At 42.4% G+C, this 23,194-nt stretch carries 23 protein-coding genes; all 23 read left to right on the top strand.

Going from position 1 to position 23,194, the window contains the following annotated elements; genetic code table 11:
- Position 1 precedes the first annotated feature (1 nt).
- Positions 2-1,126: a protein-glutamate methylesterase/protein-glutamine glutaminase gene (locus tag H4683_RS02565; RefSeq protein ID WP_192597265.1), complete on the top strand. Its 1,125-nt coding sequence runs from the start codon at positions 2-4 to the stop codon at positions 1,124-1,126.
- Positions 1,127-1,139: 13 nt separating this feature from the next.
- Positions 1,140-3,191: a chemotaxis protein CheW gene (locus H4683_RS02560; RefSeq protein WP_192597264.1), complete on the top strand. Its 2,052-nt coding sequence runs from the start codon at positions 1,140-1,142 to the stop codon at positions 3,189-3,191.
- Between the two features lie 16 nt (positions 3,192-3,207).
- Positions 3,208-3,675 (top strand): chemotaxis protein CheW, encoded by a 468-nt coding sequence (locus tag H4683_RS02555; protein ID WP_192597263.1) that lies wholly within the window; start codon positions 3,208-3,210, stop codon positions 3,673-3,675.
- The gene (locus H4683_RS02550; RefSeq protein WP_192597262.1) at positions 3,665-4,297 is read left to right on the top strand and encodes a chemotaxis protein CheC; all 633 of its coding nucleotides are present in this window, start codon (positions 3,665-3,667) and stop codon (positions 4,295-4,297) included. The genes H4683_RS02555 and H4683_RS02550 overlap by 11 nt, the downstream gene beginning before the upstream one ends.
- Before the next feature lies 1 nt (position 4,298).
- Positions 4,299-4,793, top strand: a complete 495-nt coding sequence (locus H4683_RS02545; protein ID WP_192597261.1) for a chemotaxis protein CheD — start codon at positions 4,299-4,301, stop codon at positions 4,791-4,793.
- A 102-nt stretch (positions 4,794-4,895) separates the two neighbouring features.
- A complete protein-coding gene (locus H4683_RS02540) occupies positions 4,896-5,678 on the top strand; it encodes a FliA/WhiG family RNA polymerase sigma factor (RefSeq protein WP_192597458.1) in 783 nt (260 codons plus the stop codon).
- Positions 5,675-5,974 (top strand): RNA polymerase subunit sigma, encoded by a 300-nt coding sequence (locus tag H4683_RS21225; RefSeq protein WP_225941841.1) that lies wholly within the window; start codon positions 5,675-5,677, stop codon positions 5,972-5,974. The genes H4683_RS02540 and H4683_RS21225 overlap by 4 nt, the downstream gene beginning before the upstream one ends.
- A 5-nt stretch (positions 5,975-5,979) precedes the next feature.
- The gene (locus H4683_RS02530; protein ID WP_192597260.1) at positions 5,980-6,495 is read left to right on the top strand and encodes a hypothetical protein; all 516 of its coding nucleotides are present in this window, start codon (positions 5,980-5,982) and stop codon (positions 6,493-6,495) included.
- Between the two features lie 143 nt (positions 6,496-6,638).
- Positions 6,639-7,361: a 30S ribosomal protein S2 gene (gene rpsB, locus H4683_RS02525; protein ID WP_192597259.1), complete on the top strand. Its 723-nt coding sequence runs from the start codon at positions 6,639-6,641 to the stop codon at positions 7,359-7,361.
- An 86-nt stretch (positions 7,362-7,447) separates the two neighbouring features.
- Positions 7,448-8,332 carry a translation elongation factor Ts gene (gene tsf / locus H4683_RS02520; protein ID WP_192597258.1) on the top strand — a complete coding sequence of 295 codons (885 nt, stop codon included), beginning with the start codon at positions 7,448-7,450 and terminating at the stop codon, positions 8,330-8,332.
- 78 nt (positions 8,333-8,410) lie between these two features.
- On the top strand, positions 8,411-9,136 hold the full coding sequence (gene pyrH, locus H4683_RS02515) for a UMP kinase (RefSeq protein WP_192597257.1): 726 nt from the start codon (positions 8,411-8,413) through the stop codon (positions 9,134-9,136).
- The gene (frr, locus tag H4683_RS02510) at positions 9,136-9,693 is read left to right on the top strand and encodes a ribosome recycling factor (protein WP_192597256.1); all 558 of its coding nucleotides are present in this window, start codon (positions 9,136-9,138) and stop codon (positions 9,691-9,693) included. The genes pyrH and frr overlap by 1 nt, the downstream gene beginning before the upstream one ends.
- Positions 9,694-9,837: 144 nt before the next feature.
- Positions 9,838-10,632: an isoprenyl transferase gene (locus H4683_RS02505; protein ID WP_192597255.1), complete on the top strand. Its 795-nt coding sequence runs from the start codon at positions 9,838-9,840 to the stop codon at positions 10,630-10,632.
- On the top strand, positions 10,629-11,423 hold the full coding sequence (locus H4683_RS02500; RefSeq protein ID WP_192597254.1) for a phosphatidate cytidylyltransferase: 795 nt from the start codon (positions 10,629-10,631) through the stop codon (positions 11,421-11,423). Before H4683_RS02505 ends, H4683_RS02500 begins: the two co-directional genes overlap by 4 nt.
- A gap of 196 nt (positions 11,424-11,619) precedes the next feature.
- The gene (locus H4683_RS02495) at positions 11,620-12,777 is read left to right on the top strand and encodes a 1-deoxy-D-xylulose-5-phosphate reductoisomerase (RefSeq protein ID WP_192597253.1); all 1,158 of its coding nucleotides are present in this window, start codon (positions 11,620-11,622) and stop codon (positions 12,775-12,777) included.
- Positions 12,778-12,812: 35 nt separating this feature from the next.
- Complete coding sequence (gene rseP / locus H4683_RS02490) at positions 12,813-14,084, top strand: RIP metalloprotease RseP (protein ID WP_192597252.1); 1,272 nt, start codon at positions 12,813-12,815, stop codon at positions 14,082-14,084.
- A gap of 69 nt (positions 14,085-14,153) precedes the next feature.
- Positions 14,154-15,860, top strand: a complete 1,707-nt coding sequence (locus H4683_RS02485; protein WP_192597251.1) for a proline--tRNA ligase — start codon at positions 14,154-14,156, stop codon at positions 15,858-15,860.
- A gap of 73 nt (positions 15,861-15,933) precedes the next feature.
- Positions 15,934-20,244 carry a PolC-type DNA polymerase III gene (locus tag H4683_RS02480; RefSeq protein ID WP_192597250.1) on the top strand — a complete coding sequence of 1,437 codons (4,311 nt, stop codon included), beginning with the start codon at positions 15,934-15,936 and terminating at the stop codon, positions 20,242-20,244.
- Between the two features lie 135 nt (positions 20,245-20,379).
- Complete coding sequence (gene rimP, locus H4683_RS02475) at positions 20,380-20,856, top strand: ribosome maturation factor RimP (RefSeq protein ID WP_192597249.1); 477 nt, start codon at positions 20,380-20,382, stop codon at positions 20,854-20,856.
- A 21-nt stretch (positions 20,857-20,877) separates the two neighbouring features.
- A complete protein-coding gene (nusA, locus tag H4683_RS02470) occupies positions 20,878-22,065 on the top strand; it encodes a transcription termination factor NusA (protein WP_192597248.1) in 1,188 nt (395 codons plus the stop codon).
- A 19-nt stretch (positions 22,066-22,084) separates the two neighbouring features.
- Positions 22,085-22,363: an RNase P modulator RnpM gene (gene rnpM, locus H4683_RS02465; RefSeq protein ID WP_192597247.1), complete on the top strand. Its 279-nt coding sequence runs from the start codon at positions 22,085-22,087 to the stop codon at positions 22,361-22,363.
- Positions 22,360-22,710, top strand: a complete 351-nt coding sequence (locus H4683_RS02460; RefSeq protein WP_192597246.1) for a YlxQ family RNA-binding protein — start codon at positions 22,360-22,362, stop codon at positions 22,708-22,710. The genes rnpM and H4683_RS02460 overlap by 4 nt, the downstream gene beginning before the upstream one ends.
- On the top strand, positions 22,688-23,194 hold a 507-nt coding region (locus H4683_RS21220; protein ID WP_225941840.1), incomplete at its 3' end, for a translation initiation factor IF-2 N-terminal domain-containing protein. The genes H4683_RS02460 and H4683_RS21220, both read left to right, overlap by 23 nt.

Below are 23,194 nucleotides of genomic sequence, written 5' to 3'. Positions count from 1 at the left end.
TTTGGATAAGGATAATCGTAAGAAAGTGCTTGTAGTGGATGATTCAGCTTTCATGCGAAAAATCATTTCCAATTTTCTTTCGGGTTACCCTACTATGGAAGTAATCGGAACAGCCCGCAATGGGAAAGAAGCCGTGGAGAAAGTGATGGCGCTGAAACCGGACGTAGTCACAATGGACATCGAAATGCCAGTTATGAATGGACTGGAAGCTTTGATAGAAATCATGGCGAAACATCCGGTTCCCGTGGTTATGTTATCAAGTACGACGAGAATTGGTGAAGAAAATACAATACTTGCTATGGAATATGGTGCTGTCGACTTTATTGCGAAGCCGGGTGGATCGATATCGTTAAACCTTCATGAGGTGAGAGAAGAAATCATTGAAAAAGTCATGACTGCTGCTAATGTTCGAATGTCTACCATGGTGAGAAAGCCTGCTAATCAATTTGGACTGCGACAATTCATGTCCAAGCAAATCGAAATTACTTCTTCATCTTTACCCGAATATCGAATGACAAGCTTATTAAAAAACAAAGTTTTTAAAACAGGTAAGACATTTATTATAATAGGTACATCTACAGGGGGTCCTCGGGCACTTCAAGAAGTTTTGACAAATTTACCTTCCACGATTGATGCCCCGATTCTCGTAGTTCAACATATGCCTCCGGGTTTTACCAGATCCCTTGCAGACAGGCTAGATACTTTATGTGCTATTCATGTAAAAGAAGCGGAAAATGGTGAGCCCCTTGTAAACGGAACCGCATTTATCGCGCCGGGAGGAAAGCATCTTAAAATAATGAAGAAAGGCATGAGTTACTATGTACGTTTGGATGATGTTGACCCACCCCGAATGGGCCATCGCCCATCCGTTGACGCTCTTCTCGAGTCGGCAGCTGAAAATTCCGAGTTAAATTATTTGACAGTCATCATGACTGGAATGGGCAACGACGGGAAGAAAGGGATGGAAATTTTGAGGGAAAATGGTCGAACAATCACGATTGCTGAATCTGAAAAAACTTCAGTTGTCTTTGGTATGCCAAAAGCCATAAAGGAAGCGAATCTTGCTGATGAGATTATGGATTTACACGATATATCGACCTCAATGATGGAAATCATAAAGTCTTAAAGGGGGCATAACAGTGGATACACATCAATATTTGGAAATGTTCATCGATGAAAGTAAGGAGCATCTCCAGTCATGTAGCAAGCATTTATTGAACCTTGAGAGAAACCCAAAAGATCTCGGTATTGTGAATGAAATATTCCGTTCTGCTCATACGTTGAAGGGGATGTCGGCCACAATGGGTTATGAAGACATCGCAGATTTGACACATATGATGGAAAATGTACTGGATGCAATTCGAAATGCAAAAATCCATGTTTCAACTGAAATATTGGATGTTGTCTTTCATGCTGTTGACTATCTTGAGGAAATGGTAATGGATATCGCGTCCGGCGGGACAGGTAAAAAAGATGTGCGTGAACTCGTAGAATCCTTGAATAGAATAGAAGTTGGCGGTGCTACCGTCGAATCTGCCGCTTCTGCAACAGTGGCTGTGAAAGAAGATTATAATCAAAAAGCAGGCCTTCGTTTTGATCAATATGAAATGACGGTGATTAATCAATCGCTCGAACAGGGATTTACTACATTTGAAGTCACTGTACAATTGCGAGTAGATTGCCTGTTAAAAGCAGCACGGGTGTTCATGGTATTTGAAATTTTTGAAAAGTTAGGCGAGATTATCAAAACTGAACCGGATGTTCAATACCTTGAAAATGAAGAATTTGGCGAAATGTTTTCGATTGCACTTATTTCTACGGAAGATGCGGACACATTGAGGTCCAAAGTAATGAGTGTATCAGAGGTTGAAAACGTGATAGTAGTTCCGGTTACGGATGATTATCTTATAAATGATAATCAGGCTAGGGAAGTCGAAGTGAGCAAAGTTTCGAAAGTCACGGAATCCATTGCTCAAGAAGTGAATACGCTACCAGAATCGGTTGCTCAAAGTGGGAAACGGGAGGGAACTGTGCAATCTGGCAATAAGACAATCCGTGTAAATATTGACAGACTTGATATCCTCATGAATTTATTCGAAGAGCTTGTCATAGATCGTGGTAGACTCCAATCCATTGCTGGTGATCTTCATAACCCAGAACTGACGGAAACTGTGGAACGGATGACTAGGGTATCAGGAGACTTACAAAACATCATCCTGAATATGCGTATGATTCCTGTTGAAACGGTGTTCAACCGATTTCCAAAGATGGTAAGACAGCTTGCACGTGATCTTGATAAGAAAATCATGCTGGAAATTGTAGGTGCTGAAACTGAGCTAGATCGGACAGTTATCGATGAAATCGGAGATCCACTCGTCCATTTGATTCGTAATGCGCTAGACCACGGAATTGAAAGTCCGTCGGAACGAATTGCAAAAGGTAAACCAGAAGAAGGAACTGTAACACTACGGGCCTATCATTCCGGTAATCACGTATTTATAGAATTGGAAGATGATGGTGCAGGCGTAAATCGTCAACGTGTTCTTGCGAAAGCAATCTCAAATGGTATTGTAATGGAGGAAACAGCCAATTCAATGACGGATCGCCAAGTGGCTGAACTAATTCTTTCATCTGGTTTTTCGACGGCGGAAAAGATTTCAGATGTATCCGGGCGGGGTGTCGGTCTTGATGTCGTGAAAAATACGATTGAATCGCTCGGGGGCTATATTTCAATCAAATCAATAGAAAACGAAGGGTCATTATTTCAAGTTCAACTTCCACTTACATTGTCCATCATATCCGTCATGCTTGTGGAACTTGATTGTGAAGTGTATGCGATTCCGCTTTCTTCAATTATTGAAACCGCAATTATTCAGAAAACAGATATCATGAATGCTCATAATCAGAAAGTGATTGATTTCCGTGGGAGTATCGTCCCGCTTGTTAATTTGAAAGAGATTTTTGAAATGCCGAAACAGAATGATATATCTGGCAGATTTCAGTCGGTGGTCATCGTTAGGAAAGGTGAAAGACTAGCGGGGCTGGTAGTCGACTCGTTCATCGGTCAACAGGAAATCGTTTTGAAATCACTGGGTAATTATTTACAAAATGTATTTGCGATTTCTGGTGCGACAATTCTTGGAAATGGACAAGTTGCACTTATCGTCGATTGTAATGCACTGATCAAATAATTAGGAGTGGATTATCATGACTGAAATGGTAGAGCAAAAAGAATTGAAAGTCATTGTTTTCCAATTGGTGGATAAGGAATATGCAATCAGTGTAGATGTTGTCCAGTCAATCGAAAAACTACTTTCTATTACACGCGTGCCGAAAACTCCTTCTTATGTAAGAGGGGTTCTTAATCTAAGGGGTGTTGTCACACCGATTGTGGATTTACGTGAACGGTTTGGGCTTGAAGTTAAAGAAATGGACGAAAATACAAGAATTATCATTGTCACATTGAAAGAATACGAAGTAGGTTTGATTGTTGATGCGGCGAACGATGTGCTCGATATTTCAATCGAATCAATTGAACCTCAACCGGAGGTCGTTGGTTCCGTTGAATCGGACTTTATTTTAGGAGTTTCTAAAGTTGGGAAACGTCTTCTTGTCATGCTAAATCTCACAAAAGTCCTCGAACCGGTAAAGCGAAGTCTGTCAGATGAGATCTGAAAGTTTGATAACTGAGATGCATCTGGATATTTTGAAGGAAACGGGTAATGTTGGAGCTGCACATGCAGCAACGTCAATGTCCCTATTACTTGATCGTAAAATCGATATGTTTGTGCCAAATGTTGAACTTGTTTCATTCGATGGGGTGTTCAATCTTGCAGGAGGTGCTGAAACAATTGTAGCTGGCATCTTTCAGCGAATTGAGGGTGATCTGTCGGGTAGTATGTTTTTTGTTCTCCCTTTAGAGTCGGCAAATTACTTCATTCAAAGATTGATTGGGGATGTATCTTTCGATTTCAACTCACCGCCGTTATCTGATATTGGAATATCCGCGATGCAGGAACTAGGTAGTATTCTTTCGGGTTCTTATTTGTCTGCTCTTTCGGATTTTACGGGATTGAAAATTTATTCTACTGTACCATCGTTAAGTGTAGACATGGTCGGTGCAATTATCAGTTTTGGACTAATTGAAGTGTCCCATCATTGTGACGAAGTCATTGTCATTGATACGCAGATTTGTGAAGAAAGTGCGGTTGGCCGTACAAGTATAGATGGTCACTTTTTCTTTCTTCCGGACCCATCATCATACACTACCATTTTCCGTTCGTTGGGTGTGTCCTAAAATGACGAAATTTAACGAGGTCGTTAGGGTTGGGATAGCTGATATGAACATTGTTGAACGTCCGACAAAAATCCGTACATCAGGACTTGGTTCATGTGTAGGAGTTGTTCTCTATGATGACATGAAGAGGTTTGCTGGTCTATTGCATGTGATGCTACCAGATTCAAGTCTAGGGAAATCAGATTGTGTAAATGTTGCCAAATTTGCAGACACAGGTGTCGTGGCACTGATTGAGCTACTTAAGGCAGAAGGTGTCCGAACACAATCATTAAAAGCGAAAATCGCGGGGGGCTCACAAATGTTTCAATTTGGTTCAGGTGATACGATTCGCATAGGTCCACGAAATGTTGAGGCTGTTAAAAAAGAATTGAAACGATTATCCATCCCATTAGTCGCGGAGGATACAGGTGGATCAATTGGTCGAACCATTGAATTTGACCCCGCTACATCCATACTAAACGTAAGGAAGGTAAACCAGGGTTCGAAAGAGATATAAAAAGGAGGTGTCTGATTAGTTCAGGCGCCTTTCTTCGCATTTATTTGGTATAATAGGAGTTAATTAACTATGGCGAAATCATCATTGAAAGTGGGGAATTCGATGTCCAAATGGGAAGTAACTGAAGAAGATGCATGTTGGGACCTGTGGATAAACAATCGAGACCCTGATGCCGGGGATATACTTGTCGAGAAGTATACACCGCTTGTCACGTACCATGTCCAACGGATAAGTCAGGGACTACCAAGGCATGTTTCGAGGGATGATATCATGAGTCTTGGATATCAAGGTCTTTTCGATGCATTGACCAAATTTGATAAGAGCCGGGATTTGAAATTTGATACATACGCTTCTTTTCGAATTCGAGGGAGTATAATCGATGGATTACGAAAAGAGGATCGGCTTCCCCGTTCGTCAAGGGAGAAGTCGAAAAAACTTGAGGAAGTCATCACGAAGCTTGAACAGCAATTACAACGTCATGCGACACCTGAAGAAATTGCTGATCATATAGGGATAAGTGTTGACGAAGTGTATCAGACTGTACATGAACATTATTTTTCCAGTGTTCTATCTATAAATGAGAAAATTAATGACGATGACGATGAGGGACAACAATCATTTGTCATCCGGGATCAGGATTCTAAAACACCTGAACACGAAATGATGATGAATGAACTGATTGGTGATTTAGTGAATAAAATCAAGGAACTGAACAAGAATGAACAACTTGTTCTCAATCTATTTTATACTGAGGAAATGACACTGACGGAAATCGGTGAAATCATGAATTTATCTACTTCACGCATTTCTCAGATCCACTCAAAGGCATTATTCAAACTGCGAACACAATTAGCGCCTGAAATAGTAGATGGAGGGTTATTATGAGTCTAAAAGGGATTGAGCTGCAAATTGCCATACCGAAGACGTTTGAAGCAGGAAAGATTGCTGAACAAAAGCAGCAGCAGTCACAATTAAACCAGGACCATGCCAACACCTTAACAGATCGTCAAACATTGAAAAATAGGGAAACCGTTTTGGAATCGGAAAAGTATGCGGAGATGGACGCAGACAGGAAAAAACATGAAGAACAACAGTCGGAAGAACGGGAACGGCGAGAAAAAGAAGAGGAAAAGAAGACGGTGCACCCCTACAAAGGTTCATTCGTCGACTTTACAGGGTAAGAAAGATGATACCAATAGCTCTTTTATTTTTATTCATCATGCAAATCGCTAGTTTTTATTTTCTAGCTTTACTTTATACTAAAATATCGAAGTTTGACGATCTTGAAAAGAAACAGCGGAAACTGATGGCTGAAATGGACAACTCGATTGGAGCATATTTATCTGAACTGAAAGACGAGAATGAAAGATTGATTGTCAAACTCTCTGTCCGGGACAAGGAATTGGCCCGAACAAATAAAGAAAGTGTACAAGAAAGACGAGAAACTACGGTTTCCTCGGAAGATACACCTTTTCTTATAGGCGTTAACACATCAAGAATACCTATCAATCAGGCCCTTAAATCCTACAATGCAGTCACAACGACTTCAGTTCCTAAACGTAAAGAACCTGAAGTAACGGCTACAAGTGATGATAGGATACTTGCCTATGAAATGCATGATGCTGGTCAATCCATCGAGGAAATTGCACAGAAATTGGGCAAGGGACGCACAGAGGTGGAGCTGATTCTGAAATTTAGATGAATCAGGTTGCGAAATAAAAGCGACTATGTTATATTAGCAAGTGGTATTACTACACACGTGTACGGACGATAGAGAAGGTGCCGAAAGGTCGCTCTATCGGATGAAGCGCACGGAGGAATCTAACCAAACAGGAGGAATAGTAAATGTCAGTAATCTCAATGAAACAATTGCTTGAAGCAGGAGTACACTTCGGTCACCAGACACGCCGTTGGAACCCGAAAATGAAAAAATTCATCTTCGTGGAACGTAACGGAATCTACATCATCGATCTTCAAAAAACGGTGAAGAAGCTTGAAGAAGCATATGCATTCATGCGCCAAGTTGGTGCTGATGGTGGGAAAGTTCTATTCGTCGGTACTAAAAAACAAGCACAGGATGCTATTAAAGAAGAAGCTGAACGCGCTGGAATGTATTACATTAACCAACGTTGGCTCGGTGGAACACTTACAAACTTCGGTACAATTCAAAAAAGCGTATCTCGTATGAAACAAATCGAGCGCATGGAAGAAGACGGTACTTTCGAAGTACTTCCTAAAAAAGAAGTCGGTAAACTTAAAAAAGAACACGAACGCCTACTTAAATTCCTTGGCGGTATCCGTGATATGAAAGCTCTACCTGACGTTATGTTTGTTGTTGACCCACGCAAAGAACGTATCGCAGTAGCAGAAGCAATTAAATTGAAAATTCCACTTGTTGGAATCGTCGACACAAACTGTGATCCAGATGAAATTGACTATATTATACCTGCAAACGATGATGCAATCCGTGCAGTACGCCTATTGACAAGCAAAATGGCTGACGCATTGATGGAATCTAGACAGGGTGAAGACGAAGAAATGACTGAAGAAGCAGTAGCTGCAGAGTAATCCAGTAAATGATGGGACGATAAGTGGCTAACACCCTTATCGTCTTTTTTAAAGGAAAAGATGACGTAAATAGGAGGAATAAAAAAATGACTATTACAGCACAAATGGTAAAAGAATTGCGCGGAAAAACAGGCGCAGGTATGATGGACTGCAAAAAAGCACTAATTGAAGTTAACGGAGATATGGAAGCGGCAATCGACTTCTTACGTGAAAAAGGACTTTCAAGCGCAGCTAAAAAAGCGGATCGCATTGCAGCGGAAGGTATAACTTCCATTCATGTGGACGGAAACGAAGCAATCATTCTTGAAGTGAACGCGGAAACAGACTTTGTTGCGAAAAACGAAGGATTCCAAACACTTGTAAAAGAACTTGCTGAACATCTTCTTGCTACAAAACCAGCAACAGTTGAAGAAGCGGTTGAATCTAAAATGTCAAACGGTCTATCTGTAGCTGATCATATTTCAAACGCTGTAGCGAAAATCGGCGAAAAGCTTACTCTTCGTCGCTTTGAAATCCGCACAAAAACTGCTAACGACGCATTTGGACCATACCTTCATATGGGTGGACGCATTAGTGTTCTTGCAATTCTTGAAGGATCTACGGATGCGGAAGCGGCGAAAGATGTTGCAATGCATATTGCAGCTTTGAACCCGAAATATGTATCACGCGACCAAGTTTCTGAAGAAGAAGTGGATCGTGAACGTAAAATTCTTACAGAGCAAGCACTTAACGAAGGAAAACCTGAAAATATTGTAGCGAAAATGGTTGAAGGTCGTATCGGTAAATACTTCGAGGAAATCTGTGTACTTGATCAGGCATTCGTTAAAAACTCCGATCAAAAGGTAAGAGACTTCGTTAAATCTACTGGCGGTACATTGACGGAATTTATCCGTTATTCAGTAGGCGAAGGAATCGAAAAACGCGAAGAGAACTTTGCGGACGAAGTAATGAACCAAGTAAAAGGAAACTAATCCATAATAAAATGATGAGTGGGAACACATGCGTGTGTTCCCTCTTTTTCGAGAAAACCGAATAGATGGAGGGTTCAAATGAGCGTCGCAAAATACAAAAGAATCGTCTTGAAATTAAGCGGTGAAGCACTTGCTGGAGAAAAAGGGTTCGGATTATCACCTGAGATTATCAAAACCGTTGCTGAACAAGTGAAAGAAGTTGTTGAACTTGATGTCGAAGTGGCCGTCGTTGTTGGGGGCGGAAATATTTGGCGTGGCAAAATCGGAAGCGAAATGGGAATGGATCGTGCGACTGCGGATTATATGGGCATGCTGGCAACAGTCATGAATTCCCTTGCGTTACAGGATTCCCTAGAAAAAATTGGTGTTGAAACCCGTGTCTCTTCTTCTATCGAAATGAGGCAAGTTGCAGAACCTTACATACGTCGCAAAGCGATTCGTCATCTTGAGAAGAAAAGGGTCGTCATTTTTGCAGCAGGAACTGGAAACCCTTATTTTTCGACAGATACGACAGCGGCTCTACGTGCGGCGGAAATCGAAGCAGATGTCATCCTTATGGGTAAAAATAATGTGGACGGCGTATACTCCGCGGACCCGATGAAAAATGCGGATGCGGTTAAGTACACAGAACTATCCTATTTAGAAGTCATTAGTCAAGGTCTTGAAGTTATGGATTCTACAGCTTCTACTCTATGTATGGACAATGATATCCCACTCGTAGTATTCTCGATTATGGAGCACGGAAATATAAAAAGAGCTGTACTTGGTGAGCCAATCGGTACGGTTGTCAGGAGGAATATTTAATGCCACAAACAGTATTAAATCAAGCGAAAGACAGGATGGACAAAGCGATTAGTTCGTATACGAGGGAACTTGCATCAATTCGAGCTGGACGCGCAAATGCTTCCTTATTAGACAGAATAGCTGTCGATTATTACGGAGCACCTACACCACTCAGTCAGATGGCTGGAATTTCTGTTCCCGAGGCGCGTCTTCTCGTCATTCAACCGTATGATAAGACAACGCTAGGGGATATTGAAAAGGCAATCATGAAATCAGATATAGGAATTACACCATCAAACGATGGGTCTGTTATTCGTCTAGCGATTCCTATATTGACGGAAGAACGACGTAAAGATCTCGTCAAACTTGTGAAAAAAGAAGCGGAAGACGCAAAAATTATAATCCGTAATGTTCGTCGCGATGCAAATGAGGATTTCAAGAAACTCGAAAAAAGTAGTGACATTACGGAAGATGAATTACATCGTAATGGTGAGGAAATCCAGAAGTTAACTGATACTCAAATCGTAAGAATTGATGAAATTGCAAAAGATAAAGAAAATGAAATCATGGATATCTGATAGAAGAACTTTCTATACTCCGGGGCGTCCTAATTTCAGGACGTCTTTTTCATTTGTTTTTCATTATCAACTGTAATTTGACGTTAAATTTGGTACGATAGAGTATGTACTTGCTATGAAAAGTAGCCGAGTGGAGGAAACGATATGCTGGAAAAACTCTTTCGGAAAAAAACTAGGGTGTCGAGCGGTTCATTAATCGAACGGATTGCTAATGTGAAATGCAGAGACATTCCTGCTCATGTAGCGATTATTATGGATGGCAATGGAAGATGGGCGAAACAGCGTAGCTTACCAAGAATCGCAGGTCATCATGAAGGGATGAAAACGGTCCGTAAAATAACTCGAATCGCAAACGAACTCGGCATAAAAGTGCTTACACTTTACGCTTTTTCCACAGAAAATTGGAAACGTCCCAAATTGGAAATAGATTTTCTAATGAAACTTCCTGGCGAGTTTCTAACTACATATCTCCCTGAACTAATCGAGCAAAATGTGAAAGTTGAAATGATTGGGAATTTTGATGAACTGCCGAATCATACGAAGAATTCGATTTTAAAAGCAATGGAAGAAACAAAAGGAAATAACGGTTTGACGTTAAATTTTGCCATGAATTATGGTAGTAGGCTTGAACTCGTCGAAGCTGTAAAGGAAATTGCAACGCTGATTGCGGATCAGTCAATCAAATCAGACGATATCAATGAATCACTCATCGAATCTCATCTAATGACCGCACATTTAACAGATCCCGATTTGCTTATTCGTACAAGCGGCGAAGTAAGACTCTCGAATTTTATGCTGTGGCAACTTGCATATTCAGAGTTCTCATTCACAGATGTGTTATGGCCTGATTTTGATGAAAAATGCATGTTGAATGCAATCGAAGAATTCCAATTGCGCAATAGACGTTTTGGAAGTATAGAAGGGGAAGGGAAGGCATGAAACAAAGAATAATCACCGCTATCGTTGCGTTTGCATTTTTCATCCCATTAGTTATTACCGGAGGTATACCTTTCACGATAGGGATTTATGCAATTGCTACGGTTGGATTATATGAATTGTTGCGGATGAAAGAGATCCGCCTATTCTCTATCGAAGGCGTCATCACCTGGGCTGTACTCGTTGTGCTTCTTATGCCGATAGATTGGGGAAACCACATTTATGACATACTAGGCTATACTAAAATCGAAATGGCGTTTGCATTTGTTCTCATTTTATTGGTCCATACGGTGATTGTGAAAAATAGGTATACGTTCGATCACGCGGCATTTTCTGTCTTGGCGGCACTGTATGTCGGAATTGGCTTCTATTATTTGATCGAAACGAGAATGTCTGGAATTGAATATGTCGTGTATGCCTTGATGGTGATTTGGACGACAGATTCAGGTGCTTATTTTATAGGGAGGAAAATCGGCAAGCGGAAGCTTTGGCCGGAAATATCACCAAATAAGACGATTGAAGGTTTTTTGGGTGGAATTATCTCCGCTATTGTTTTTGCGTGCGTATTTCAATACTTTATCCCAATTGCATCGACATACATATTACTTATTAGTGTGACAATTATTGCTTCTATTGTTGGACAACTGGGTGACCTTGTCGAATCGGCACTTAAAAGGCATTATGAAGTGAAGGACTCAGGAAAGCTCCTACCGGGACATGGCGGAATATTGGATAGATTTGATAGTCTTCTTTTTGTATTACCACTGCTTCATTTCCTTCATTTTGTAGGTTAACTTCATTCAGCAGAGGTCATTCACTTCAATAAGTAATGATATAATTAGAAGTATGTAGACAATTCAACGAGGTTTCAAATCCCTGCTGAATAAAGTTAAGCCTCTGGCGGATGCCCCGGATTTTGAATTGAGTAAGCTCAATTCAAAATCCGGGCGCAAATCCGCCAAGGCGTATTTGATTGGAAAGGGTGTCGTTATGAAAAAGAAAATAAGTCTTCTAGGGGCGACCGGCTCCATTGGAATACAGACGTTAGATATCATCGGATCGAATCCGAACAGATTTGAACTCGTATCTTTTTCAGCTGGCAAGAATATTGATAAGGTAAGGGAAATTGCAGTTATGTTTTTCCCAAAGGTAGTTTCGGTGATGAGGCGTGAAGATGCTGATCGACTGGAAGGTGAATTTCCGAACATCAAATTTGTCTACGGTGAAGAAGGGCTCATTGAGGTAGCGGCTCATTCAAATGCCGATATTTTGGTCAATGCGGTCATGGGGAGTGTCGGACTCAAGCCAACGCTTGAAGCCATCAAAGCAGGCATTACCATCGCACTTGCCAACAAGGAGACGCTTGTGGCCGCAGGGGATATTGTCATGGCGGAAGCTAAAAGATATGGTGTTCCGCTTCTGCCGGTTGACAGCGAGCATTCCGCGCTTTTCCAGTCATTGAACGGGGAAAACCCTAAGCGTATTTCTAGACTCATATTAACGGCGTCAGGAGGAAGCTTCAGGGATCTTTCACGGAAGGAACTTTCAAATGTCACAGTGGAGCAGGCCCTTGCACATCCGAACTGGTCGATGGGCAATAAATTGACGATTGACTCAGCGACGATGATGAATAAAGGACTCGAAGTGATTGAGGCACATCATTTGTTCAGCATGCCGTATGATAAAATTGATTGTCTATTGCACAAGGAAAGCATCATACACTCCATGGTCGAATTTGAAGATACTAGCGTCATGGCTCAACTTGGTTCTCCAGATATGCGCGTGCCAATCCAATATGCACTAACGTATCCAGACCGAATTCCGATGCAAAACGCGAAGCCGCTTAGACTTGAGGAGATTGGCAAATTGCATTTTGACAAGATGGATTACAATCGTTTTAAGGCATTAGCACTTGCGTATGCTGCTGGCAGGGAGGGTGGCACAATGCCGACTGTCATGAATGCGGCAAACGAAGTGGCGGTCGATTTATTCGTGAATGGACGCATACCGTTTATCCAAATCGAAGATATCATTGAACGTATAATGGATGGGCATCAGGTGATTTCTACACCAGATCTCGAAACGATTTTGGAAACAGATTCGCTTACTCGAAAAATGGTGTATGCTATGGTAGAATCAATTACTTAAGAATGGACCAAAATGGTCAGTGAAGGTGGTTTTATATGGAAACCGTTATTGCGTTTATAGTCATTTTCGGTACACTCGTTGCTTTTCATGAATTTGGGCATTTCCTGTTTGCTAAAAGGGCAGGGATTATGGTGCGCGAATTTGCGATTGGATTCGGTCCTAAAATAATTGCAATCAGGAAAGGCGAAACATTATATACGATTCGGCTTTTACCGCTTGGCGGGTATGTCAGAATGGCTGGTGAAGACTTTGATACAGTCGAGTTACAGCCAGGCTATCGTGTAGGTCTCCTAATTGGAAGGTCTGGTGAAGTAGAGAAAATCTACTTGAACCGCAATGTTGCGAATCCAGACGTGCTGTTTTTGGAAACGGAATCCTCGGATCTTGAAAAGGAATTGTATATCGAAGGCTATGACGACGAGGGACAACTCGTTCGCTACAACGTCTCTAGAAAAGCAATTATTCTTGAAAAAGGTCAGGAAACACTTATTGCTCCATATGATAGACAATTTGAATCGAAATCTGTTGGCAGTCGTGCGATGGCCATATTTGCGGGTCCATTGTTCAATTTCATCCTTGCATTCTTCATTTTCCTAGCGATTGGACTTCTGCAAGGAGTACCGATAAGCGAACCAACAAACGAACCAATTATTTCAGAAGTAAAAGCGGGTAGTCCTGCGCAGATGGCTGGTATGGAAGAAGGCGACTACATCAAAGTGGTCGATGGAAAGCCTGTAAGCACGTGGATGGAGTTTTCTAAAGTCATTCAGGATAATCCTGAGGTGCCGCTTCAATTTGAAGTAGATCGAAATGGTGAAAGAGTGAAGCTTGAAATTATTCCAGCCACAGTTAAAGAAAAGGGCAAGGAATTTGGTCGAATAGGCGTAGTCTATGAGAGTCCAGTTGAAAAGAATCCGCTGAAGGCGGTCGCATTTGGTGCGGAGCAAACCTATACTTGGTTTATGAGAATATTTGAATTGCTTGGAATGCTCGTTACGGGTAAATTCTCGATTGACGCATTATCTGGGCCGGTCGGCATTTACAAGGCGACAGAAGAAGTTGCACAGTTCGGTATTTACAGTCTCATGAACTGGGCTGCTATATTGAGCATCAACCTGGGAATCATGAATTTGCTACCATTGCCCGCACTTGATGGGGGAAGATTGCTGTTCTTCTTAATCGAAGCGATTCGTGGTAAGCCAGTCTCCAAGCAAAAAGAAGGAATGGTCCATTTTGTTGGAATCATGCTTCTCATGGTTCTTATGCTAGTTGTCACATGGAATGATATCCAGCAATTCTTCTTTTAGAATAGAAAATTGCAGCGCCTAGGATTGTAAAACATGATTTCTAAAACTTTAGTTGAGGTGGAAAACGACATGAGACAATCACGATCATTCATCCCAACCATGCGTGAAGTGCCTTCTGATGCGGAGATTAAATCCCATCAACTGTTGCTACGTGCTGGATTCATTCGTCAAAACACGAGTGGAATCTATTCCTATCTGCCTTTGGGTAAGAAAGTGTTACAAAAAATAGAGATAATCATTCGAGAAGAAATGGATGCAATTGAAGCTGTCGAGGTCTTCATGCCTGCAATGCAACAGGCGGAACTATGGCAGGCAACAGGAAGATGGTACAACTATGGTCCTGAACTGTTTCGTTTGAAAGATCGCCACAACAGGGAATTTGCACTTGGCGCAACGCATGAGGAAGTCATTACATCCCTCGTCCGTGACGAAGTGAAATCATATAAGAAATTGCCGTTAACGATGTACCAAATTCAGACGAAGTTTCGCGATGAGCAACGTCCACGATTCGGTTTGTTGCGTGGCCGTGAGTTCATCATGAAAGATGCGTATTCATTCCACGCGACGGAAGAAAGTCTTGAAGAAAAATACCAAGACATGATGCGGGCATATATGAATATCTTTACAAGAATTGGCCTGAATTTCCGAGCGGTTATCGCGGATGGCGGCTCTATCGGTGGAACAGGAACGCATGAGTTCATGGCATTGTCCGACATAGGCGAGGATACGATTGCTTACAGTGATTCGTCTAGCTATGCGGCGAATATCGAAATGGCTGAAGTGAATGTAGCCTATGAAAAATTGTCCGAGCCATTGAAGAAAATGGAGAAAATCGAGACGCCTAACCAGAAAACCATTGACGATGTTGCATCATTCCTTGAAGTCGATGCAAGTCGAATTGTCAAGACGCTTATCTTCAAAGCGGATGATAAACTTATTGTCGTTCTTGCTCGTGGCGATCATGAAATCAATGACATCAAACTTAAAAATGCACTAGGTGCAACGGTTGTGGAATTTGCTCATGAAGCGGACGTCTTGGAACTTCTCTCATGTCGAGTCGGTTCAATTGGACCTGTTAAATTACCGGTCGATCTAAAAGTGATTGCGGATCATGCAATCGCGTCCATCGTAAACGGTGTTTGCGGTGCGAACGAAGACGGGTTCCATATAACGAATGTTAATCCGGAACGAGATTTTGCGGTGGATCGTTATGAAGATCTACGCTTCGTTCAAGAAGGGGATACTTCTCCGGACGGCAAAGGTACGATTAAGTTTGCCAAAGGAATTGAAGTGGGTCATATATTCAAACTCTTGACAACGTATAGCACAGCGATGGATGCGACGTTTCTTGATGAAAACGGTAAAGCAAAGCCGTTCATCATGGGGTGCTATGGAATCGGAGTTTCACGAATTCTTGCTACGGTTGCGGAACAGTTCAATGATGAGAATGGCTTGAAATGGCCAAAAAAATTAGCGCCATACGATGTCCATCTTATTGCCATTAACACCAAGGATGAAAGTCAAAACGCATTGGCTGAAGAGCTATATAACATCCTAAAATCGTACAGATATGACGTACTCTATGATGATAGACCTGAGCGTGCGGGTGTGAAATTCGCCGATTCGGATCTAATTGGATTGCCGGTACGTATTACAGTTGGGAAAAAAGCTTCTGAGGGCATCGTAGAAGTGAAGTTCAGACAGACCGGGGAATCTACGGAATGGCAAAAAGAGGAACTCACTGAAAAGTTGCAAGCATTTTTCGGAATGGAATAACGAGCAGGAAGGGAAGGCCGTCTAAATCGGTACTTCCCTTCTTTTTCACTGCAAAAGAAAGGTGGGACGGTAGATGGAGGCCAACAACAAACTGTATGTACTATTACAGCAAATTGGAATGACAGATGACCAATTCGCGATTCACTTTGAGCAGGCGGAACTGAATCGCGTTAATATCCATAAAAAATCACGTGTGTGGCAATTCAATTTGACACTCAAACAACCATTACCTATTGAAATATATAAATATTTCTCTGGCCGCATAAACGAAGCTTTTTCAGCAATCGCAACGGTTCGTTTGCAAATCACGCATAACGCCGAGGAAGTTGATGATCAGCTACTCATTGACTACTGGCCAATCGTCATCGAAGAGATGAGTGTGATGTCGCCGCCAATTAGGGATCGGTTGATGAGCCAAAAACCTGTCATGACAGGGGGCAAAATGACGCTTCTTTGCATGAATGACATGGAGCTACAAACGTTGAAAAGTAAATACGCGAGCCAGATTTCAGAGGTCTATACAACATTCGGTTTAGCAAGGCCGATTGTCGATTTCAAAATCACCGAAGAGGATAATGGCGCAGTAGATGCGCAAAAAGCATTTTTAGTACAACGTAAGGCAGAGGAAGATGCGCTGGGGCAAAAAGCACTTGCTGATATGATGCAACGCGAAACCAATAAAAAAGAAAATGGCAATATAACCGGCCCGTTCCGACTTGGAACTCCCATCAGGCAGGATGAACCGTTATTGGAAATTCAGCATATTCAAGATGAAGAGCGCCGCGTGACGATAGAAGGATTTGTGTTCGATACAGAAGTACGGGAATTACGTAGTGGCCGTTCATTACTTACGTTGAAAGTGACCGACTATACGGATTCAATTCTTGTGAAAATGTTTTCCCGTGATAATGAAGATGCCGAAATGATGAGAATGTTGAAAAAAGGGGCATGGATCCGAGCACGCGGTGGAATTCAGAACGATACATTCGTCCGTGACTTAATCATGATGGCACAGGATATTATGGAAGTCACACCCGTCATACGGAAAGACAAAGCACCCGAGGATAGGAAACGAATCGAGCTTCATGCCCATACGACAATGAGTCAGATGGATGGTTTGGTATCCGCATCTGCACTTGTCGAACAAGCAGCGAAATGGGGTCATCCTGCAATCGCGATTACAGATCACTCGAATGTCCAATCGTTTCCAGAAGCGTTTTCAGCTGGGAAGAAGAACGATATTAAGGTGATTTTCGGTCTGGAAGCGAACTTGGTCGATGATGGTGTACCGATTGTTTATGATGAACAGCATCTGAAACTTGAGAATGTTACATATGTCGTGTTCGACGTTGAGACAACAGGACTTTCAGCTGTTTATGACACAATTATTGAGCTTGCTGCAGTCAGACTAAAGAATGGTGAAATCATTGAGACATTTGAACGTTTCGCTAATCCGCATCATCCATTGTCTTCCACAACGACAAAGCTGACAGGTATAACGGACGATATGGTAAAAGATGCCCCTGAAGTTGCGGAAGTCATCAAGCAGTTCGATGAATTTATCGGAGATTCGATACTCGTCGCCCATAATGCAAAATTTGATATGGGGTTCTTTTACGAATCGGCTAAAAAGTCGGGGCTAACTGTAGCCGCATATCCAGTTATCGACACGCTCGAATTGGCTCGATTAATTCATCCAGAGATGCGCAATCACAGACTGAATACACTGGCGAAAAAGTATAATATCGAACTGACCCAGCATCATCGCGCCATCTATGACACCGAAGCAACTGCCCATCTATTCTTGCGTCTCATGAAAGAAGCAGAAGAGAAGGGTATCGAATACTTGGATGATTTCAATACGCATATTGGGGAAGGAGATGCCTATAAACGTTCCCGTCCATCCCATTGCACGCTTCTTGTGACCGATGACGAAGGGTTAAAAAACTTATTCAAACTCGTTTCCTATTCCCATATGAATTATTTCTACCGCGTACCACGGATTCCAAGGTCCTTACTTATCAAACATCGGAAAGGTCTTTTAGTCGGTTCTGGGTGTGATAAAGGCGAAGTATTTGAAGGGCTGATGCAGAAGTCGCTTGAAGAGGTTGAGGAAATCGCGAAGTTCTATGACTACCTTGAGGTGCATCCGAAACCAGTCTATTCACATCTCGTAGAACTTGAATTGATTCGCGATGAATGGAATATGGAAGACATCATGCGGAAAATGATTAAGCTTGGGAAAAAAGTCGGACTTCCAGTGTGTGCGACAGGTAATGTCCATTACATCGATGAGACGGACGCCAAGTTCCGGGAAGTTCTTGTTAGATCGCAAGGCGGGGCCAACCCGATGAACAGACATGCTTTGCCCGCAGTCCATTTCAGGACGACAGATGAAATGTTGGAAGAGTTTTCGTTTCTGGGTGAACAAGTCGCGGAGGAAATCGTCATTGACAATCCACGGAAAATTCTTGATAGAATCGGCGATGTGAAACCAATTAAGGATGAACTTTATACACCGAAGATTGAAGGAGCAGAAGATGAAGTACGTGAATTGACATATTCTATGGCTCATGCAATCTATGGTGAAACGTTGCCGGAACTAATTGAAGCGCGAATCGATAAAGAATTGAAATCGATAATTGGTCACGGATTTGCGGTTATCTATCTCATCTCCCATAAATTAGTTAAGAGATCGCTTGATGATGGTTATCTTGTTGGCTCGCGGGGGTCAGTTGGATCATCTCTCGTTGCGACGATGATGGAAATCACCGAAGTGAATCCATTACCGCCGCATTACATCTGTCCATCCTGTAAAAATGTCGAGTTCTTTACTGATGGCTCAGTAAGTTCAGGTTATGACCTTCCCGATAAAGCGTGTCCTTCTTGCGAGACGATGTTTAAAAAAGATGGTCAAGATATCCCGTTTGAAACATTTCTTGGTTTTAAAGGGGATAAAGTACCGGATATCGATTTGAATTTCAGTGGAGAATACCAGGGGCATGCGCATAATTACACAAAAGAACTGTTTGGGGAAGAGTACGTCTTCCGGGCAGGGACTATCGGAACAGTTGCGGAAAAAACGGCTTACGGCTATGTACGTGGTTATATGAACGATAATGGCTTGAACCTTCGTGGAGCGGAAATTGACAGACTCGTGCAAGGTTGCTCCGGCGTCAAGCGGAATACGGGGCAACATCCCGGCGGTATTATCGTTGTACCAGATACAATGGAGATATTCGATTTTACGCCAATTCAATTCCCGGCAGATGACACGAATTCAAGCTGGAAGACTACCCATTTTGACTTTCATTCTATCGATAATAATTTGTTGAAACTCGATATTCTTGGGCATGACGACCCGACGATGATAAAAATGTTGCAAGATCTTTCGGGAATTGATCCGTTAACCATTCCTCCAGATGATGAAGGAGTCATGAAACTATTCAGTGGGACTACTTCACTTGGTGTCACGGAAGAACAGATTGGTTGTAAAACCGGGACACTTGGCGTGCCAGAGTTTGGTACCCGATTCGTTCGTCAGATGCTTGAAGAGACCAAACCAGCGACGTTTTCAGAACTGATTCAGATTTCGGGATTATCTCATGGGACGGACGTTTGGCTAGGTAACGCACAGGAATTGATTCAGAATAAAACATGTGTACTGTCAGACGTTATCGGTTGTCGCGATGACATCATGGTGTACTTGATTTATCAAGGATTAGAACCATCGATGGCCTTTAAAATCATGGAGTCCGTTCGTAAGGGGAAAGGTCTTTCACCGGAATTCGAGGCGGAGATGAAAACGCAGGGTGTGCCGAATTGGTACATTGAATCTTGTAAAAAGATTAAATACATGTTCCCGAAAGCGCATGCCGCTGCTTATGTTCTGATGGCACTTCGTATTGCATATTTTAAAGTACATCATCCGATTTTGTATTATGCAGCTTATTTCACAGTACGAGCAACTGATTACGATCTATTGTCGATGACGAAAGGATCGGCTTCGATTCGGGCACAAGTTAAAGAAATTAATGCAAAAGGGCTTGATGCAACGCCGAAAGAGAAAAGTTTACTAACGGTGCTTGAGATTGCATTGGAGATGTGCGAACGGGGCTTTTCATTTGCGAAACCAGATCTATACAAATCAGATGCCTCGGAATTTATCATTGAAGGGAATTCCCTCTTGCCACCGTTTAATTCGATACCGTCACTTGGAGCAAATGTTGCGAAAGCGGTTGTTGAAGCGAGGAAGGATGGAGAGTTTCTTTCGAAAGAGGACTTACAGCAACGGGGGCGTGTCTCCAAGACAGTAGTCGAGTACTTGGATACGTTAGGTTGCCTAGAAGGCATGCCGGAAGCGAATCAGCTTTCTCTCTTCTAAGACATTGTTGCACCCGCTATCTTCGTATGGTATGATTGGAATAACTTTTGTAATAGTCTTGCGCAAAAAGAGTGGGAATTCCCGCTCTTTTCTGTTGTTCTAAGCGCTTTTTAGATAGTTGTTGGGAGGGACAAGATGAGTAAAATTACGGAGGAAATTGAGCAGCTTGCAACGTCAATCGTAAATGACTTGGGATTAGAGCTAGTCGATTTGGAATTTGTAAAAGAAGGAAAAGACTGGTTTTTGCGCGTGTATATTGACAACCCTGATGGAAATATCGACATTGATCAATGTGCACAAGTAAGTGAAAAACTAAGTGAAGAACTCGACCGTACCGATCCAATTACACAAAATTACTTCCTTGAAGTATCTTCACCAGGGGCAGAGCGACCATTGAAAAAGGAAGAAGACTTCCAAAAAGCAATCGGTCAGTTCGTATTTATTAAGACCTATGAAGCGATCGATGGCATGAAGGAATTCGAAGGCTACTTACTAACTTATGGTCCTGAAACCGCAGAAGTCGAAATACGCATCAAGACAAGGAAAGTGACTGTAAGTATTGACAAGGAAAAAATCGCACTTGCCAGATTGGCCATCGATTTTTCCGCATAATTGACTGTAGGAGTGATGAAAATGAGTAGTGATCTACTCGATGCATTGACTGCCCTCGAAAAGCAGAAAGGCATTTCAAGGGACGTATTGGTAGAAGCAATCGAAGTGGCACTTATAACCGCTTATAAACGTAACTTCAATCAGGCACAAAACGTGCGGGTTGATTTGAATCTTGATAAGGGGACGATGAAAGTATATTCCCGTAAAGATGTCGTAGAAGAAGTCGAGGATGATCGATTACAAATCTCGCTTGAAGATGCGCACAAAGTTAATCCTTCTTACGAACTTGAGGATATCGTGGAAGAAGAAGTAACACCACGTGATTTCGGTCGTATCGCGGCGCAGACTGCAAAACAAGTCGTCACACAACGAGTTCGGGAAGCGGAACGTGGCATTATCTATGAGGAGTATGTCGACAAGGAAGATGATATCGTTAACGGTATTGTTGAACGACTCGATCCACGCAACTTGTATGTAGGTCTTGGGAAAGTCGAAGCTGTATTGCCAATAGGTGAGCAGATTTCGACCGAATCGTTTAAGCCGCATGATCGCATTAAAGTTTATATTACAAAAGTTGAACGAACATCACGCGGCCCACAAGTATTCGTATCGCGAACACATCCTGGCCTTCTACGTAGATTGTTTGAGATGGAAGTACCTGAAATCTTTGAAGGCATCGTAGAGATTAAATCTATCGCACGCGAAGCAGGAGACCGTTCAAAAATTTCAGTTCATACGAATAATGATGCCGTCGATCCGGTTGGTTCATGTGTAGGCGCAAGAGGTTCTCGTGTGCAATCGATTACCAATGAACTGAATGGTGAAAAGATTGATATCGTGGAGTGGTCTGAGGATCCGGTTATTTTCGTAGCAAACGCGTTAAGCCCATCCAAAGTAATCGATGTCCGAGTGAATGATGACGAACGATCGACAACGGTTGTCGTACCTGATTATCAATTATCGCTTGCCATCGGAAAACGAGGACAGAATGCAAGACTAGCTGCTAAGTTGACCGGTTGGAAAATAGACATCAAGAGTGAAACGGATGCACGGGAACTCGGAATCTATCCTCCTGTATTCAATGAGGCTGCCGAAGAAGATATTATTGAAGAAACTACACAAAATGACGATCCGTATTATATTGAGGATGAAGTGACAAAGGATATAGAAATCGAATCAATCGATTTGTATTCAAGCGACGAAGACTGAGGAGAGAGGATGACCACACATGACAAACATGAAAAAAATTCCTTTACGTAAATGCGCGTCGACAGGCAAGATGTTTCCAAAGAAGGAAATGATACGCATCGTCCGTCCGAAAGAAGGGGAAGTTTCAGTGGATCTCACAGGCAAGAAATCTGGCCGCGGGACATATGTGTCAAAATCCGAAGAAGCAGTCGAATCCGCGCGTCGAAATCGTTCGATTGAAAGTCAACTTGGAACGGCCGTGCCTGAACAGGTATTCGATGATCTACTTCATGCAATCCGCCGGGAGGCTTTGAAATGATAGATCCGACGAAACAGATCTATCAAATGCTTGGCATGGCTACACGCGCAAGGATGATCATCACAGGTGAAGAACTCGTTATACGTGAAATCCGTTCTGGTAAAGCGCATCTTGTGATTGTTTCAGAAGATGCATCTAACAACACATTGAAGAAATTGGACGATAAATGTACGTCTTACAACGTTGAGAAGCATGTTTTCGGAAATCGTGAAGACATTGGGCATGCAATCGGTAAAGAGTCGCGGGTCGTACTCGCGCTAACGGACGCTGGCTTTGCCAAAAAAGTGTCTGGGCTCCTCAACGAATATAATCGGGGGTGGGCTAATGACGAAAATACGTGTACATGAATACGCAAAACGTGTGAATAAATCAAGTAAAGAAGTCATCGATGAGCTTAGTAAGATAAATGTGAGTGTGACAAATCATATGTCCACAATAGATAAGGAAGTTGTTTCTAAATTGGATAATAAATTCAGCGATTATAAAAAAGAGTCAAATGCACCAAAAGTAAATCCTGCACCGAAATCGGATGCTACTCAAAAAGCAGGTCAAAACCGTCCAGCACAAAGTACACAAGGTACGACAGGTGGACAATCAGCTGCACGTCCATCAGCAAGACCGGCACAAGGTGGTCAATCCCGACCAGCACAAAGCGGAGGTCAGTCTCGTCCAGGCCAAAGCACATCAGGACAATCAGCTAACCGTCCAGCAGCGCGTCCGGCACAAGGCGGAGGCCAGTCTCGTCCAGGCCAAAGCACATCAGGACAATCAGCTAACCGTCCAGCAGCGCGTCCGGCACAAGGTGGAGGCCAGTCTCGTCCAGGCCAAAGC

Source organism: Sporosarcina limicola, assembly GCF_014873855.1.
Lineage (GTDB): Bacteria > Bacillota > Bacilli > Bacillales_A > Planococcaceae > Sporosarcina > Sporosarcina limicola.
The sequence above is the reverse complement of the archived record's forward strand: the minus strand, read 5'-3'. Positions and strand labels throughout refer to the sequence as shown.

Bases quoted from the DNA above. Each gene is read 5' to 3' on its own strand.
- rpsB (WP_192597259.1), top strand. From the start codon at position 6,639: ATGTCAGTAATCTCAATGAAACAATTGCTTGAAGCAGGAGTACACTTC.
- tsf (WP_192597258.1), top strand. From the start codon at position 7,448: ATGACTATTACAGCACAAATGGTAAAAGAATTGCGCGGAAAAACAGGC.
- nusA (WP_192597248.1), top strand. From the start codon at position 20,878: ATGAGTAGTGATCTACTCGATGCATTGACTGCCCTCGAAAAGCAGAAA.
- rseP (WP_192597252.1), top strand. From the start codon at position 12,813: ATGGAAACCGTTATTGCGTTTATAGTCATTTTCGGTACACTCGTTGCT.
- frr (WP_192597256.1), top strand. From the start codon at position 9,136: ATGCCACAAACAGTATTAAATCAAGCGAAAGACAGGATGGACAAAGCG.
- rimP (WP_192597249.1), top strand. From the start codon at position 20,380: ATGAGTAAAATTACGGAGGAAATTGAGCAGCTTGCAACGTCAATCGTA.
- H4683_RS02550 (WP_192597262.1), top strand. From the start codon at position 3,665: ATGAGATCTGAAAGTTTGATAACTGAGATGCATCTGGATATTTTGAAG.
- H4683_RS21225 (WP_225941841.1), top strand. From the start codon at position 5,675: ATGAGTCTAAAAGGGATTGAGCTGCAAATTGCCATACCGAAGACGTTT.
- H4683_RS02505 (WP_192597255.1), top strand. From the start codon at position 9,838: ATGCTGGAAAAACTCTTTCGGAAAAAAACTAGGGTGTCGAGCGGTTCA.
- H4683_RS02485 (WP_192597251.1), top strand. From the start codon at position 14,154: ATGAGACAATCACGATCATTCATCCCAACCATGCGTGAAGTGCCTTCT.
- H4683_RS02460 (WP_192597246.1), top strand. From the start codon at position 22,360: ATGATAGATCCGACGAAACAGATCTATCAAATGCTTGGCATGGCTACA.
- H4683_RS02480 (WP_192597250.1), top strand. From the start codon at position 15,934: ATGGAGGCCAACAACAAACTGTATGTACTATTACAGCAAATTGGAATG.
- H4683_RS02500 (WP_192597254.1), top strand. From the start codon at position 10,629: ATGAAACAAAGAATAATCACCGCTATCGTTGCGTTTGCATTTTTCATC.
- H4683_RS02555 (WP_192597263.1), top strand. From the start codon at position 3,208: ATGACTGAAATGGTAGAGCAAAAAGAATTGAAAGTCATTGTTTTCCAA.
- H4683_RS02540 (WP_192597458.1), top strand. From the start codon at position 4,896: ATGTCCAAATGGGAAGTAACTGAAGAAGATGCATGTTGGGACCTGTGG.
- H4683_RS02495 (WP_192597253.1), top strand. From the start codon at position 11,620: ATGAAAAAGAAAATAAGTCTTCTAGGGGCGACCGGCTCCATTGGAATA.
- pyrH (WP_192597257.1), top strand. From the start codon at position 8,411: ATGAGCGTCGCAAAATACAAAAGAATCGTCTTGAAATTAAGCGGTGAA.
- H4683_RS02530 (WP_192597260.1), top strand. From the start codon at position 5,980: ATGATACCAATAGCTCTTTTATTTTTATTCATCATGCAAATCGCTAGT.
- rnpM (WP_192597247.1), top strand. From the start codon at position 22,085: ATGACAAACATGAAAAAAATTCCTTTACGTAAATGCGCGTCGACAGGC.
- H4683_RS02545 (WP_192597261.1), top strand. From the start codon at position 4,299: ATGACGAAATTTAACGAGGTCGTTAGGGTTGGGATAGCTGATATGAAC.